Source organism: Streptomyces sp. NRRL F-6492 (assembly GCF_001280125.1).
Classification (GTDB): Bacteria; Actinomycetota; Actinomycetes; order Streptomycetales; family Streptomycetaceae; genus Streptomyces.
Genome location: NZ_LGEG01000171.1, coordinates 15,662 through 31,073, shown reverse-complemented (window position 1 = coordinate 31,073; position 15,412 = coordinate 15,662). Strand labels below are relative to the sequence as shown.

General features: G+C 70.9%; 8 protein-coding genes. 4 read left to right on the top strand and 4 right to left on the bottom strand.

All coding sequences use genetic code 11. The annotated features are described in order from the left end of the window. Positions 1-87: 87 nt before the first annotated feature. A complete protein-coding gene (locus tag ADL08_RS14100) occupies positions 88-771 on the bottom strand; it encodes a DUF4230 domain-containing protein (RefSeq protein WP_053642722.1) in 684 nt (227 codons plus the stop codon). Between the two features lie 203 nt (positions 772-974). On the opposite strand from ADL08_RS14100, the gene ADL08_RS14095 reads away from it, so the two are divergent. After that, positions 975-1,625 (top strand): VanZ family protein, encoded by a 651-nt coding sequence (locus tag ADL08_RS14095; RefSeq protein ID WP_234352134.1) that lies wholly within the window; start codon positions 975-977, stop codon positions 1,623-1,625. A 10-nt stretch (positions 1,626-1,635) separates the two neighbouring features. Next, positions 1,636-2,115 (top strand): diadenosine tetraphosphate hydrolase, encoded by a 480-nt coding sequence (locus ADL08_RS14090; RefSeq protein WP_053642721.1) that lies wholly within the window; start codon positions 1,636-1,638, stop codon positions 2,113-2,115. A 9-nt stretch (positions 2,116-2,124) separates the two neighbouring features. Here ADL08_RS14090 and ADL08_RS14085 read toward each other — a convergent pair whose 3' ends face one another. After that, positions 2,125-2,913: a maleylpyruvate isomerase N-terminal domain-containing protein gene (locus tag ADL08_RS14085; protein WP_267889563.1), complete on the bottom strand. Its 789-nt coding sequence runs from the start codon at positions 2,911-2,913 to the stop codon at positions 2,125-2,127. Positions 2,914-3,257: 344 nt separating this feature from the next. Here ADL08_RS14085 and ADL08_RS14080 point away from each other — a divergent pair, with 344 nt between their 5' ends. Then, positions 3,258-3,941 carry a hypothetical protein gene (locus tag ADL08_RS14080; RefSeq protein ID WP_053642716.1) on the top strand — a complete coding sequence of 228 codons (684 nt, stop codon included), beginning with the start codon at positions 3,258-3,260 and terminating at the stop codon, positions 3,939-3,941. Positions 3,942-4,138: 197 nt separating this feature from the next. On the opposite strand, the gene ADL08_RS14075 is transcribed toward ADL08_RS14080, so the two are convergent. Both ADL08_RS14075 and ADL08_RS14070 read right to left on the bottom strand, forming a co-directional pair. Beyond that, positions 4,139-4,531: a hypothetical protein gene (locus tag ADL08_RS14075; RefSeq protein ID WP_053642714.1), complete on the bottom strand. Its 393-nt coding sequence runs from the start codon at positions 4,529-4,531 to the stop codon at positions 4,139-4,141. Positions 4,532-4,539: 8 nt separating this feature from the next. Then, on the bottom strand, positions 4,540-11,262 hold the full coding sequence (locus tag ADL08_RS14070) for an RHS repeat-associated core domain-containing protein (RefSeq protein ID WP_053642712.1): 6,723 nt from the start codon (positions 11,260-11,262) through the stop codon (positions 4,540-4,542). Positions 11,263-12,010: 748 nt separating this feature from the next. On the opposite strand from ADL08_RS14070, the gene ADL08_RS14065 reads away from it, so the two are divergent. Then, positions 12,011-15,346: a DNRLRE domain-containing protein gene (locus ADL08_RS14065; RefSeq protein WP_234352133.1), complete on the top strand. Its 3,336-nt coding sequence runs from the start codon at positions 12,011-12,013 to the stop codon at positions 15,344-15,346. Positions 15,347-15,412 lie beyond the last annotated feature (66 nt).

Genomic DNA, 15,412 nt, shown 5'->3' with positions numbered 1-15,412 from the left:
GTCGCGCCTCTCAGCAGGCGTTTTCCCGCTTCGCGTCGCACTCGCCCCCAACTCCGCCGGTGCGGAACGGAGTCCGGGGGCCTGCGCTCAGCCGTAGGTGACGGTGACCTTCTCGAAGCCGAGGGCGCGCAGGAGGCCCTGGAGCATGGCGGTGGTGTTGCGTTCCGCCCGGGTGGTGAGGTCGCTCTCCTTCGCGGCCTCGCCGATGCGCTGGGCGGCGAGGACGTTGACCGCCTGCTCGTTCGCCGGGTTGTCGGAGAAGAGGTCGCCCAGCCGGTCGAGGAGCCCCCGCTGCTTGGACACCGTGTAGGAGCGCTCGGGGTCGAGGAACGGCCGGGCCAGCTGGGCGTGCGGCAGGCGGAGGGTCGCGGTGGTGCGTTCCTCGTCGACGGCGACGGCGTTCCCGCCGATGCCCGAGAAGTCTACGTAGGCGCTGACGCTGCCGGCGGCGACGTACAGCGTGCGGGTGCCGCGGATCGCGTCGGGCAGGAACCGGGCGTCCTTCTCCAGGTCGACCACGACCTGGTAGGAGCCGGCGGCGCCCTCGTGGCGGTTCATGTCCTGGATCGACTTCAGCACGGCGGGTCCGGAGCGGTCCTTGGTCTCGCTTCCGAAAAGGTCGCCCAGGCCCGGTGGCTGGAAGAACCGGCCCAGCAGGACCAGCACCAGGATCAGGGCGAGGAGCACGGCGGCGAGGACGGGCCACCCACGGGTGGCACGCCCGGGGCGCCGGCGTTCGCGCGGAGGTCTGCTCTCTGTGTCGTCTCCCATGCGCGTCTCGTGCCCGCCCTGCTTCCGGCCATGCGGAACTCCGCCGCGTCCACGTCCGGTTGGGGCGCCCGGGTCGGTTGTGGCCGTTGTCGCGGCGCTCCGGCGCGCATGGGTTGCGGCTTCGCTTCCCGGGTAGCCGCACCCCCTCGGAGAGGGCCCGACGATGGGGGCGGAACATGAAGATGTGGAGACGTGACCGGAGCGTGGACGGAACCGTGGGGACCAAGGCGGGCGATCCCGTACCCGCCGCACCCGCGCCGCCTCCCGAGCCGCCCCGGGAGGCGGCGGAGCCGCGCCGGGAGGCGGCGGAGCCGCGCCGGGAGGCGGCGGAGCCGCGCCGGCCGGGCCGGGTGGTCCGGGTACTGGTGGCGCTGGTCGCCCTCGTGGGGATGGTGGCGTTCGCGATCGTCCTGGCCAAGCTCACCCTGAACGCGTCGCCGGCGTCCGTGCCCCTCACCCACAGCAATCTGAAGCCGGGCAGCTCCATCCGCGCCTATCTGGAGCAGCCGGCGTTCCTGGAGACGGTGAAGCAGTTGGGCGGCAACATCCTGCTCGGCGTGCCGTTCGGCGTGCTGCTGCCGCTGTTCTCGCGCAAGACCCGCGGTGTGGTGCGCGTGGCGCTGCTCACGATCGTGACGATGCTGCTCGTGGAGCTGGTCCAGGGCGCCCTCATCACGGGGCGCGCCTTCGACATCGACGACGTCATGCTCAACACCACCGGCGCGCTGCTCGGCTACCTGCTCGTCGGGCGGCGTCTCGGCCGCGCGGTGCACCCGCGCGTCGGGCGCCGGTGGTGGCAGCGGCGCCCCGTCCGGCAGAAGGGCTCCGAGCGGGCCCTGGCCGCCGAGCGGTAGGTTCCCGGGCGTGACGGGCGACTGGCGGGCGGACCGGATCGGGGCCGCGCTGCGGGGCGAGAACCCGACGGTGCTGCGGCGGCTCGACGCGGCCTTCGCGGCGATCGGCGACGTGCAGTTCCTGCCGGGCTACTCGGTGCTCCTCGTGGACGACCCGGGCGTCCGGCGGCTGTCCGAGCTGCCGAGGGCGAAGCGGCTGGCGTTCCTCACCGGGATGGATCTGCTCGGCGAGGCCGTCGAGCGGGTCTGCCGGCGTCGGGATCCGGCTTTCCGCCGGGTCAACCTGGAGATCCTCGGAAACACCGATCCGTTCCTGCACGCCCATGTGTGGCCGCGGTTCGAGTGGGAACCGGCCGGGCTGGTGGGCAAGCCGGTGTGGCTGTACCCGCCCGGCCGGTGGAGCGAGGAGCGGTTCCGGCTCGGCCCTCGGCACGACGCGCTGCGGGAGGCGATCGGCGACGAGCTGGACCGGCTGCGGGCGACGGCCTGACGGCCTGGTTCAGGGGGCGGCGACGAGCCTGCCGAGCCGCGTGGCCAGCCACGGCCTGCGGCCGCCGGCTCTCATCCGCCCGCTCGCGACCGCCTTCCAGATCGGCGTGCGGCGGAAGGAGACCAGGAGGAAGGTGACCGGGTCCGCGACGATCCGGCAGTCGTAGGCGCGCGGCGGGGCATCGCGGGTCACCGTCACCGTCCCGTCGCCGAAGACGACCGCGAGGCGCGGGCCCCCCTTGATCGCGAGGTCGAACGCGATGCTCACGCCCCGTGCCTCCACCGGGTCCAGGGCGGCCGTCATCATCGTCGGCATCGACTGCCCCAGGACGAGACGCGCCTCGTCCTGGCCGATCGGCCACGGGAGGCGGGCGCCGCGCGCGACGTCCAGACCGTGCACCAGGGTCTCGCTGAGCATCAGGCCGGTCACCGTCGCCAGGGTGAACGGCACTTCCCCGTACCAGGGCGCGGAGACGGGGGTGTCCGGGGGCAGGCCCTCGGTGGCGCGCAGGAACGTCTCGCCGCGCTCGGCGACGAAGTCGGCCGTCTTCGCGCGTTCCGCACGGTCGAACAGGGTCACGGACCGGGCGTTCATGGCCGTGATCCGCTCGGCGAACGTCCCCTCGCCGGACGGCGGGACGCCGTCCCGCTCCGTCGTCCCGTCGGGCGGGACAAGGGAGGTGTACGCGAGGTAGACGGCCGCCAGGTGCGTGCCGACGTCGCCGACCGACCACACCGGGACGCCCGATGCCGCGTCCGGATCGGGGACGGCGCGCGACAGCCCGGCCAGGCGCGGGATCGCGGCGGACAGGGCGGCGCGGGTCCTCTCGTGCTCGGTGACGGGATCGAACGTCGTGACGGTGCCCGTACCACTCCCCCGAGTCGCGGACGGAGCCGCGGATTACCGCCGGGTAGCACGGCTGCGACACCCCTCGCGCCCCGCGGATCCCGCGTCCGGGCGGGGAACCCGACCCCGCCGGGCCGTGGCTCCCCGGACGGGGCGACCCGGCGGCCGCGGTCCCGGTCGTCTCCGGCCGCCGCGCCCTCTCCGACCTCAGAAACGGCTCCACTCCCTTGCCGGGCGGGGGCCCGAACGGGCAGCGTCGACCCCGCCGTCGACCAGTGGTCCAGGGGGGAACGAACATGAGGATCGAAAAGGGCTGCCTCGCGGCAGGTGTCGTCGCCGCGCTGCTCGCGGGCGCGGGCGCCTGCACGTCCGACGGCGGCGAGCCGGTCGCCAGGACGGCCCCGACGGCCGGCCCCGCGTGCGGGAACGGCACCTGCGTGTGGTTCGACGTGGACAGACGGGACGTCCTGACGGGCGTCGCCGAGAAGCAGACGCTCGGCAAGGGCGGCGGCTCGCTCACGCACGAGCTGACGCCGCTCCACACGCCGCGCGTCGCGGTCGCCTTCGAGAAGGGGCCGAGGATCGACGCGAAGGCCGTGCTCCACTCGCCGGGCGTCCGCGCCGGGGACGCCGGGGACGCCGGGGACACCGCCGGCGCCGACGCGTTCACCGACGTCCGCCGAACCGCGCCGGACCCCCGGAGGGACGACACCGCCGTGGACGGCGCCGGGACCTTCGTGAACTGCTCCTGGGTGAAACAGGTCGTCGCAGACTTCCGGTACACCTGCGGGAACGGCGAGCGGACGACGGGCCGCGCGACCAGTTGGGTCGTCGACGGTTCGGGGATCCTGGAGTGCTCCGAACCCGTCGAGCGCGCGAAGGAGGGGGATCCGGTCGTGGCGGCGGCCCGGCTCGCCCGCGGACCCGACGCCCCGGCCGCCGGGCCCGGCGGGGGCCGGCCCTCGCGCCCGGCGTCGTAGGGACGGTCCGAGGCCTTCGCGAAGTCGTGGAGTTGGACGCCGGGAACCCCGCGCTTCTGCGGTTCCGTGACGATGACGTGGAACGCGCTGTCGGTACGGTGCGCCACATCGGGTGAGTGGGCCGCGTGGGCGTGAAAAGGCCGGTGCCCCGTACGGGATCCGTACGGGGCACCGGCCTTTCGGTTCGGAGCGGGGACTCAGTCCCCGTGGGTCTCGTCCCACTGGGCGCGGGCGAGGTCCGAGTTCGTCCGGACCATCTGCCAGTCGTCCTCGATCATGAAGAGCGAGTAGCGGCCGGTCGCGTCCAGGGCCTCGAAGACCTGGTGCGCGAAGGCGTCCGTGTCCGTCTGGTTGGCGGTGATCCGGGCCGGGTGGGAGTGGTCCGGCTCGTCCTTGTCCGGGATCACCGGAACCCAGACGGTCAACCAGCGGTCCCCGTCACCCCAGGTGAAGGACGGGCCGAAGCTGGTGCTGTTGTCGGTGAACCCGATCCCGAAAGTCGTTTCGAGTTCTTCCCACAGGGCCTGCGCGAGGGTGGCACTGGGGACCTCTTGCTCCCGGAATCCGGCGTGGATGTTGTATTCGCTCATAATCGTCCTCAACGCACGTGGTAGGTCCGATCGTAGCCGTAGCCGATCAGTCGCACATGGCTGAAGTCGGGCTTGCCGCTGTGGTCGGTGAACAACTTGAGCCCGGCCTTGGCATTGTCGAAGGACAGGTCGGAGTTGCGGCCGTCGATGATGACGACATCCGCCTTCTTGTCACGGCCGGCCTTGAGGGCCGTCTGCACCGTGCCCGGGGAGTTCCCCTTCAGGACCTTGAACTCGGTGGCCACCCCGCCGACCCAGGCGTCGAAGTGCTTGCCCTTGCCGCCCGGCTGGTCATTGCGGGACTTGACCTCCTGCCCGTTGCCCGCGAGATAGAGCGCGAGCTCGAACTCCGCGTCGTCGAAGGCGAAGTGCGGGCCGTCCTTGCCCCGCTTCTGCTGCTTGTCGGGCCTGGCGCCGTCCGTGGACTTGCTCCAGGACTCGTCGATCAGCTCCAGGATGTCCTCGAGGTAGTTCGCGACCATCCACTGGCTGCCGAGCGAGGCGCCGAAGCAGCCGGCCTTCTCCGGGCCCGCGTGGCGGCAGGTCCTGCGGTCGATGTCCTCGACCTTGTCCAGGAACCGGCCGACGTTGAACTTGTGCTCGTCCATGATCTGCTTGAGGCGGGCCTTGCGCAGGACCTCGGCGCGGTCGGAGTCGTACTTGTGCTGGTCGTCCCAGTACGTGGGCCGCTTGTTGTCCGGGTCGTCGTCGGGGGTGGGGTCGGTGTCCTTGCCCTTGTCCTCGCCGACGTAGCGGCCGCCGGTGCAGTCGCCCGGGGCCTTGGTGCAGTACGCCCGCTCGTCCGGGTCGAACAGGCCCGTCGGGTCGCTGCGCGTGACCGGGTTGTTGTGGCTGTAGGCGTAGCCGTTGACCTGGAGCGGGTCCGCGAAGTCGATCAGCGCGTCCGCGGAGGCGAACCGGCCGGTCGACGGGTCGTACTCGCGGGCGCCCAGATGGGTCAGGCCCGAGGGGTCCTCGACGCCCACGCCGAGGTAGCCGCGCTTGTTCGGCCACGAGGCCGGCTTGGTGCCGCGCACCTCGCCGAACGGCTTGTACGAGCGGCGGGTGACCGCCTGGCCGGAGGTCAGGGCGATGCCGGTGGTGGCGGTGCCGACCTGGTCGGCGATCAGGACGTCCAGCTTGTGGCCCGTGGTGGCGCCGTTGAGCGTGGACCGGACCACGGAGGGCGCGCCGTCGTGGTTGTAGACCCGGCTGGCCTTGGTGATCGCGCCCGCGGCGGTGGTCAGCTCCATCTCGCCGAGGTAGAGCACGCTGCCGGAGGGGGTGTTCTCCAGCAGGCGGTTGCCGTCGGCGTCGTAGACGTACTTGGTGGTGACCCCACCCGCCTTGATCGTGTCGAGGCGGTTCTCCCGGGTCCAGACGAGGTCCTGGGTGCCGCCCGGCAGGGTGCGGGTGGTGGTGTTGCCCGCCGCGTCGTACACGTACGAACTGCCGGTGCCCGGCGCGGAGGTGACCGAGGTCAGGGTGTGCGGCTGGGTCTCGTACGGGGCCGCGGTGCCGTTGCCGGCGACCGTCTTGCCGTACGCGTAGGTGAGCTTGACGTCCTTCGTGGCGTCGGCCGGGTCGTGCTTGACCTGGGTGGCACGGTTGCCGACGACGTCGAAGGTGTAGCTGTCGTAGTAGCCGGTGGCACCGCCCGCGACCGTGCCGGGTGCGGGGGCGTTGGCCGCCAGGGAGGCGGTCAGGCTGCTGTCCGGGGCGGTGGTGTCCGTGACGCTGTCGGCGGCGCGGGCGATGGGCCCGCGGATGGCCCGCTGGTCGGTGCGGGGGCCCCAGGTGGTGCCGTCCGCGCTCTTGCAGCCGGTGCTGGCCAGCGTCGGGGTGATGTTCGAGGTCCACGCGTGGACCATCTGGCCTGCGACATCGTGCGTGTAGCACTGCGTGTCCCAGGTCGAGGTGCCGCCGTCGGTCAGCTTGCGGGCCTGCGAGCTGATGTTGCCGGCGTAGTCGTAGGAGTAGTGCGAGCTGCTGACCCGCGGCGAGGCCGAGGACTCGCGGTCCACAACGCTGCGCTGGAGCTGGCCGGTGTAGTCGTTGAGGAAGTTGGTGGTCCAGACCCGGTGGGGCTGGGCACCGCTGGTGGTGCGCAGCGGCTCCCCGTACGGGGAGTACTGCACGTCGGAGGTGTACCAGGTGGCGCCCGAGGTGCTCTCGGGCAGGCCGTCGGCCGTGTAGCGGGTGACGACCTTCTCCGCCGCGAGTCCGCCCTTGGCGGGAAGCGTGGTGCTCAGCAGCTTGCCGGTGGGCGTGTAGGCGAAGGCGTACTTGTAGGTGCCGGAAACCCCCGTGGTCATGGGGTTGGCCGGGATGACGGTCTCACGGCCGGTGGGCCGGTATTCGGTGTCGTAGCCGGTGACCCGGTTGACGTAGTCGCCGCTGGGGTCGTGGCGGACGGAGGCGACCAGCTTGCCCAGCGCGCCGGGCAGGGTGTCGTAGGTGAACTCGCGGATCGGTGCGGACTCGGCGCCGCCCGTGCGCACGGCCGTGATGCGGCCGAGGGCGTCGTACGCGGTGTGGACGGTCCCCCGGTTGTCGGTGGCGCTGGTGCGGCGGTCGGCGTCGTCGTACCCGTAGCTGACGGTGCCCGTGTCCGGGTCCGTGCTGGTGAGGGCGCGGTGACGGGTGTCGAAGGTCCAGGACCAGACGTTGCCCGCCGGGTCGGTGACCTTCTCGCGGTTGCCTCGGGAGTCGTAGCCGTAGGTGGTGCTGCGCCAGATCGGGGTGCTGGAGATGCTGGACGCGTGCTGGATCTTGGCCACTCGGCCGAGGGCGTCGGTCCAGGTGTTCACCGCGGGCTTGGCGCCGCCGACCGGGAAGGCGACGGTGTTGGTGTCGCCGTAGGCCCACTTGCTGTAGTTCGTGTACGCGCCGCCGCGGTAGTGGCTGGCGCGGACCGGGCGCTCCAGGCCGTCGTACTGCGTGCGGGTGAGCATCGGTACGAGGGTGTCGGAGACCCGCTTGAACTGGACGGTCGTGGGCTCGCCCTCGACCAGGTACGGGGTGGTGACCTCGGCCGTCAGACCGTGGTCGTCGTAACGGGTGTCGATGACGATGCGACCGGGGCCGTGGGCCTCCGCCTGCGTCTGGACCTCGCGCATCAGGCCGTCGTAGATCGTGACCTGCTTGGTGTAGGTCTCGTCGTCCTTGAGCTTGTAGACCGTGACCGCAGAGGGCTTGGTCGTCGAGGAGGAGGCGTCCGCCATCCGGTAGGAGATGGTCACGTCGGGCTTCTGGGTGCCGCCGGAGCGGCTCGCCGTCCAGCCCTTGACCAGGCGGCCGAAGGCGTCGTACTCGTTGCGGACGACGCGGCCGTTGAGGTCGGTGATCTTGATCGGCAGGCCTCGGCCCGGGTCGAGCTCGTTGACGGTCGTGTGACCCTTTTCGTTGACGGTGGTCACCGAGGTGACCGGGCCGCCGGTGTCACCGGGGGTGTACCGGGTCTCCGTGGTGCCGGTCACCGGCCGCTTGACGGTGCGGATGCGGCCCAGGGGGTCGTACGTGCTGGTGGTGACGATGGTGTGCGAGCTGCCGTCGGCGTTGGACTCGGCGGTGTAGGTCACGAGGCCCTTGGTGGGCGCGGTGTTCCAGGCCTGACCGTCGTAGGCCGTCAGCTCGGCGGTGATGAGCGCGGCGGAACCCGCCGAGGTGTTGTGCTGGGAGCACGGGGTTCCGGTCTTGCGGACCCGGGAGACCATGCCGATCAGGTGGGCATCCGTGTTGTGGACGTACTGGGTGGTGGCGCAGATCTGGTCGCTGAGGGTCTCGCCGGTGCCGTTGGGCTTGACCACGGACACCTCGACCTGCGTGGGGAGGTTGTAGGTGCCGTCGACGGTGGTGTCGGTGCGGACCGCCTGCCAGCTGCTGCCGACGGTCTGGATCGCCTCGGTGCGCTTGACCCCGGTCTGGTGCGCGAGCAGGGCCGTGGTGGCCTCGCGGGTGCGGGAGGCGGTCTGGCGGGACCAGGGCGTGTTCAGGGTCCGCTTGATGATCCGGCCGCCGGTGCCGTCGTACGTGATGGTCTCCGCGACCATGCCGGCGTAGGCGTCGCTGTCGTCCGTAAGCAGGGTGACCGTACCCGTGGAGTCCTTGACCGCTCCGCCAGTGCCGCGGAAGTAGCGGGCGACGGAGTACGACTGGGTCTGCGGGGCGGCGCTGCTCTTCTTGCCCTTGACCGTGGTGACCTTCTGGAAGCCGCGCCAGTCACTGTGGGTGCGCAGCTCGGGCCGGGTGAACTCGTCCTCGCTCTTGGCCCAGGCCGCGCCGGAGTAGTCGTACCGGGTGGTGATGCGGTCGGAGACGCCGGTGATGCGGTCGTTCTCGGTGACGGTGTGGACGAGGTACTTGTTGAACCAGGCCAGGGCCGGCTTCTTCTCCTCGCCGTCCGGGGACCAGCGGACCGGGAAGCAGGTCCTGGTGTTGTCCTCGGGGGCCACCGTCGGCTGGTACTGGCAGCCGCCCTTGTACGTGACGTCGATCTGGCCGCCGTGCTGCGTGTAGACGGTGCCGATGCGGGGACGGGTGAACGGCGGGCGCTGGTCCTTGCTGTCCTTGGGGACCAGGTTGGGCAGCTGCTTGTCCTTCAGGTAGCCGGACAGCGGCTCGCCGGCACCGACCGTGTAGGGCTCGAAGGTCACGCCCTCCTTGGACATGAGGGTGCCGCTGGTGGCGGTGGGCGTGTAGCCGTAGTGCGTGATGCCGTTGAGCCACATCGCCGGAGAGGTGCTGTACCAGTCGCGCGGGAAGGACTGCTTGAGCTGGTACTGGTCGACCTTGACGAGCCCGGTGGCGCCGGGCCGGTGGGCGTAGGTGGCGACGTAGCCCAGGCGCATCCGGACCCAGAAGGACGGGAAGGACGGGCAGAGCTTGGAGTCCGACTTGCAGTTCAGGTTGCCGGGGGTGTCCCACCAGGGTCGGTAGGAGGCCGGGTCCTTGGTGTTGTCGAACTTCTCCGAGTCGCAGGCCGGTGAGCCGGACAGGCAGCGCTGGTACAGGCCGAAGTTGATCTTCGCGGCGGGGGTGCCGCCGAGGTTGTCGTTGCGCAGCCCGTACTCGATGGAGTCGGGCAGGGCGCCGCGGTGGTAGACCTCGGGGGTCTTGAACTTCTTGTTCACCGCGTAGTAGTTGGTGGCGCGGGCCCAGTTGACGATCATCACGTTGCCGTGGACGTCGACGACCTTGTCGAGGCCCCACTGCCAGGCCTGCCGCTTGCCGGCGCCGCAGCGGGAGGAGGCGAAGGCGCTCGCGTTGCAGGGCTCGCCGGGGTGGTTGCCGAAGACCGGGACGGTGAGGACGGAGTCGGTGTCGGCGTGGCCGCCGCCGATCTTGTCCAGGCCGTAGAAGTACTGGGTGCCGTCGGTGGTGGTGACGACCCAGTGCTCGCCGTCGTTGTCGCCGTTGTCGATGCCGGTGCGGCGCTCGACGCGGGTGCCGTCGTCGTTCCGCAGGCGGTAGGTGTTGGTGGTGCCCACCTTCACCAGCTCGGAGGTCTTGCCGTTGAGGGAGATGACGGCGTTGTCCGAGACCCAGCAGAGGTCGGAGGACTCCTTGTCCTTCTTGGACGTGTTGTTGGCGGCGCCCGCGGCCACCGCCTTGGTGTCGTCCTTGCAGGCCCGGTAGCGGCGCTCGATGCGGCCCGGGTCGTACTCCCAGCCCTCGCCGAGCCAGGAGGACTGCGGGGTGGAGGTGGAGGTCTTGCCGTCCACGTACTGGGAGTTGTACTTGAAGCTGATCTTGGGGGCGGGGCCCGCGGGGGCCGGGGGCACCGTCAGCGGGTACTCCCAGCTGAAGCCGCCGGAGGCGTCGCCCGCGGCCCAGGAGCCGCTGGAGACCAGGGCGCCGGCCTTGAACGAACCGCTCTCGGAGGCGCCGGAGTCGACGGCGCCGATCACGGCCTTGTCGCCGGAGGCGGAGGCGGCGGCGGGCTGAACCCAGGTGGCCTGCATGACGCCGGAGCCGTTCGCCCGCGGCACGGCCGGGGCCGAGGCAGGAACCGTGGTGCCGTCGGCGACGGTGTCGACGGTGGCCGTCATCGTCTTGGCCTGGGTGTCGTTGACCGTCTCCAGCTCGGTGTACTGCTGGCACTCCTCCAGGTCGGGAGTGGTCGCGTAGCACTCGGGGAACTGGACCAGGCGCAGCCGGGAGGACCAGTCGGCGCCGTTGACGTTCCGGTACGCCCCGTACTCGACCTGCACCTTGACCGGCACGGTGCCCGTGCTCGGTGCGCTGACGGTCAGTACGGAGCCCTCGACGCCCTCGGAGACGGCGGCGGCGGGGCTCGCGATGTCCACGCGCCAGGTGCCGGTGGGGGCGGCCGCGCCCTCGGCCTGGCCGATCTTGACGGGCAGGGTGCCGACCCGCTGCGGGGCCGCCGGCTCCGCGTCAGCGGCCGGGACGGCGAAGCCGGCCGGTTGGACCGCACTACCGAAGGTGACGGTGTCGGCCGCGGCCGGAGGCTTGGTGGTGGTGCCGGCCGGGGGCGTCGTCTGGGTGGTCGGCACGGGGACGCCGATCCGGCTCAGATTGGCGTCCCGGTCCTCACCGGGCACGAAGCGGGCATCGGGCAGCGCCTCCAGGGCGAGGGTCTCGCGCGGTACGGAGACCGTCCCGGCGTCCGGGTCCGGAGGTTGGGCCAGCGCCTGCGCGGGCAGCAGGGCTACCAGCGTGGCGGCGCCGAGCACCGGGATGAAGGTGGCGCGCAGGCGTCTGCGCACGGATGGCTGTGCAGGCAAAGCAAGTCCCCCCGGACTTTTGAAACGGAGCCCGTGCGCACGTGCACACAGGTCTCCCACGGTGATCGGCCGATTGTGTGCGGATGCGACACATAAAAACTAGATCAAGTGATGATCGACACGGGATCAACCGGACGATGGGTTTCAGTCGGGCCGGATGCGGACCAACCCGCTCTCTGACGCCCTGCGGGTCATAGACGCCAACTACGGCGATTCAAGAACGGCTCGATCCAATCCGGGAGAAACTGCTGCGGATTCTGCGGTGCATTGAGGTGAAATCAAATGGTTTCCCTCCCCCTGAAACCCCCGGGCTCCGGCATCGGCGGCCCGGACGGGATGGATCGCCGGGCCCGGCCCCCGCGGGCGCCGAAGGTGACGCCTCCCGCCCCGGCAGGCATGATGCGCAGGCGCGTCGTGCCCGTCGGACGAAGGCTTCCGACGCGCTCAAGATCGCGAAAAGAGCCTGGTCACGACCGCATAACGAGTCGTGCCGGTGGGGGGAAAGGGAACTTCGCTCATGACGAGCAGATGGCGCCGCGCGCCCGGACGCCGGGCGCTAGCGGCCGGAGCGGCGGCGGCCGTGCTGGCGACCGGACTGACGTACGTCGGACTCGGCCGGGACGGGGACGAAGCGTCCACGGCGGACACAGCAGACTCAAAGGAACCGCGGGTAAACGTTCCTGTTGGCGAATCAGAAGCCGCTGCACGGGCCGCGAAGACCGGGAAGCCGGTGGAGGCGACGGCCCTGCGGACGGCGTACTCGACCACCTGGGCCAAGCCCGGTGGAACGATGCTGCGCAAGATCCACGCAAGTCCCGTCCGCGCCAAGGTGGACGGAGTATGGAAGCCCGTCGACACCGGGCTGGAGAAGGTGGCCGGGGGCTGGGCCCCCAAGTCGGTCAACACCCCGATGGTGTTCTCCGGGGGCGCCCCGGCGCCCGCCGCCGGGTCCGGCACGGCCAAGGCGGATCAGGGCGCGGAGCGCGCCTCCCGGGCCAGTGTGCGCCGTGTCTCGCTGCTGTCCGGGGTCACCCCGGGCACCGGGAACACCCTGGCCACGCTCACCGTGGGTGACCATCAGATCGTCATGACCTGGCCCGAGGCCATCCCGACCCCGGTGATCGACGGCTCCCGCGCCCTGTACCCGGAGATCCTGCCGGGCGCCGACCTGGTGCTGACCGCCGACGACGGCGGATTCGCGCAGCTGCTGGTGGTCAAGACCCGCGCGGCCGCGGCCAATCCGAAGGTGGCCACGCTCTCGTACGGGCTGAGCTCCCCGGACCTGACCTTCTCCCTCGACCCGCTCACCAACGTGGTCAGCGCGCTTGACGAGAACGGCACCGACATCGCCGAGTCCCCCACGCCGCTGATGTGGGACAGCGCGGGCGTGCCCGCCACCACCGACGGCCAGGGCGGCGGCACCGCCACCCCCGGCGAGGAGGTGCTGCCCACCGAAACCCCCGACGAGTCCGCCTCCGGTACGCCGGAGCCGGACCCGGAGGACTCCGCTTCCGCGAGCCCCGAGCCCACCGACTCGGTCAACGACGGCGACGACGGCGACCTGTTCAACGAAGCCCTGCCGGAGGCGGGCGACGAGGCGGCCGACCCCTCGGCCACCTCCGGCACGGGCCCGGAGCCGACCGCCCCTCCCGAGGCCTCACCGGAGCCCTCGCAGACCGGCCCCGCCGCGACCCTGTCGCTGCCCGCGCTGAACGGACCGCAGCCCGACTCCCACGGCACGGTGGTCGCCACCGACCTCGAAGGCTCCAACTGGACCATCAGCGCCGACCAGGAGTTCCTGAACGACCCGTCGACGGTCTACCCGGTCTTCATCGACCCGTCGGTGAACAAGCACACCAACGACTGGACCACCGCCTACAGCCGCCACAAGAACGCCAGCTTCTACAACGGCAAGAACTTCAACAAGGGCGGCACCCACGAGGCCCGCGTCGGCTACGAGTCCGACACCTGGGGCACCTCCCGCTCCTTCTTCTCCATCGACTGGGACAAGGACCTCCAGGGCGCGGTGGTCACCGGAGCCCGGCTGTACGCGCTGGAGACCTACGCCTGGTCGTGCAGCGCCCGCAGCATGGACGTCCACATCACCACGCCGATCTCCAGCAAGACCAACTGGAACAACGCGCCCTCGATGCACTCGGGCAACCGCATCGGCGGCGGCAAGTTCTCGCACGGCTGGAAGTCCGCCTCCTGCCCGGACAAGTACGTCAGCTTCGACGTGAAGCCCACGGCGCAGCGCGCGGTCAACGGCGGCTGGCCGACGATGACCATCGGCTTCAAGGCGGTCAACGAGAACGACCAGTTCGCGTGGAAGAAGTTCCAGGCGGACGGCGGCAACGACCCGCACGTGCTGCTGGAGTACAACCGGCGTCCGAAGCCCCCGAGCAATCTGGACCTGGCTCCGGACTTCAGCTGCGACACCACCGCCCCGTACATCAACGTGGGCTCGTCCACGCTGACGTTCTGGGCCTCCGCGGAGGACAAGGACGGCAACCTGTCCTCGGTCAACTTCGAGATGTGGCCCACGGGCGGCAGCGGCAACATGCTCGGCACCAAGGGCAGGGCGCCCGTCGGCGGCAGCTCCGGAACGACTCACACCGATCCCTTCGCCACCGGTTCCACCGGGCTGAAGCTGGTCAACGGCCAGACGTACTCGTGGCGGGCCAAGACGGTCGACAAGACCGGGTCCTCCTCGGTGCGGTACTCGCCGGAGAAGACCCCCTGCCGGTTCGTCTTCGACAGCGCGCGGCCCTCGCCCCCGACCGTGGTCTCCACCGACTTTCCCGACGCCGACGCGCTGGACAACGGGTTCGGCAGTGACGGCGAGGACTCGCTGTGGAGCAAGAAGAAGTTCGGCGAGACCGGCACCTTCCAGTTCAGGGCCGCACAGACCGACGTGGACTACTACGAGTTCGGGTTCAACCAGGGCTCGTACCCGTTCAAGGCGGAGCGCACGGCCGGTGCCGCAACGACCACCGTCACCTCGGTGACCAACGCCAAACCGCCGCTGGCCGGCCCCAACGTGCTGTACGTGCGGGCCGTCGACGACGCCGGGCACAAGTCGGAGCCGCGGAAGTACCTCTTCTACCTCTCCCCGCGGGACGAGGCGGACGCCCCCGGCGACTTCACCGGCGACCGGCTGCCCGACCTGATGGTCGTGGACGCCAACGGCAACCTGCGGCTGTACCCGTCCGAACACCAGGCGGACCTGGCCAAGGGCACTGGCGACCTCGGGTTCTCCATGGCCGGCGCGTACCGCTCCAACCCGGCGAAGGACCCCAACGGCAACGACGGACTGCCGACTTTCTCGGGGGCGCCCTCGGGCTACTGGAAGGGCACGCTCATCACGCACCTCGGTGACGTGTACGGCGGCGATGGCTTCCAGGACCTGATCGCCCGCAAGGACGGCAAGCTGTGGGTCTACCCGGGCGACGGGTACGGCGCGGTCAACATCGACAAGCGTCAGCAGATCGTGCTGCCGTCGGACGCCCCGGACCCGGCGACGTACCGGCAGATCGTCTCCGCGGGCGATGCGACCGGCGACGGCAAGACGGACCTCTTCGTCACCACCAGCTCCGATCTGTGGATGTTCATCGGCTACAACGGCGCCACCGTCGACGACGCCCGCCGTCTGAGCGCCACCGCCTGGACGGACCGCGACCTCGTCACGGCCCAGGACATCAACAAGGACGGGATCACGGACCTGCTCTACCGCAGCGACACCCACGCCAAGATGTTCCTGCGGCTGGGCAAGCCGGCGTCCGGCGGCGGGGTGGACCCGTCCTCGCTGGCCGCGGCGGTCGACTCCGCCTCACCGGGTGGGGTGGACATCTCGTACACCGGCGGCGGCTGGTCACGGGCGAGCATCCCGCTGCTGACGGGCACGCCGGACGCCAACGGCAACGGGGTCCCGGACGTGTGGACGCTGGCCAAGGACGGCGCGGTGCGGTTCTACGGCGGTGAGACGGGGGTGCTGCCCGGGGCCGGAACCGTGATCATCGCGAACAACAACGGCGTCGGGTGGACGCAGAAGCTGGCCATCGGCTGACGCGGCTCCCACAGGACGAGCACGGAGGGCGGGCCCCGTTCGAAACCGGTTTCGGTTTCGGGCGGG

What these genes read in the sequence shown, in the direction of transcription:
- ADL08_RS14080 (WP_053642716.1), top strand. Translation starts at nt 3,258, where the DNA reads ATGAGGATCGAAAAGGGCTGCCTCGCGGCAGGTGTCGTCGCCGCGCTG.
- ADL08_RS14075 (WP_053642714.1), bottom strand. Translation starts at nt 4,531, where the DNA reads ATGAGCGAATACAACATCCACGCCGGATTCCGGGAGCAAGAGGTCCCC.
- ADL08_RS14100 (WP_053642722.1), bottom strand. Translation starts at nt 771, where the DNA reads ATGGGAGACGACACAGAGAGCAGACCTCCGCGCGAACGCCGGCGCCCC.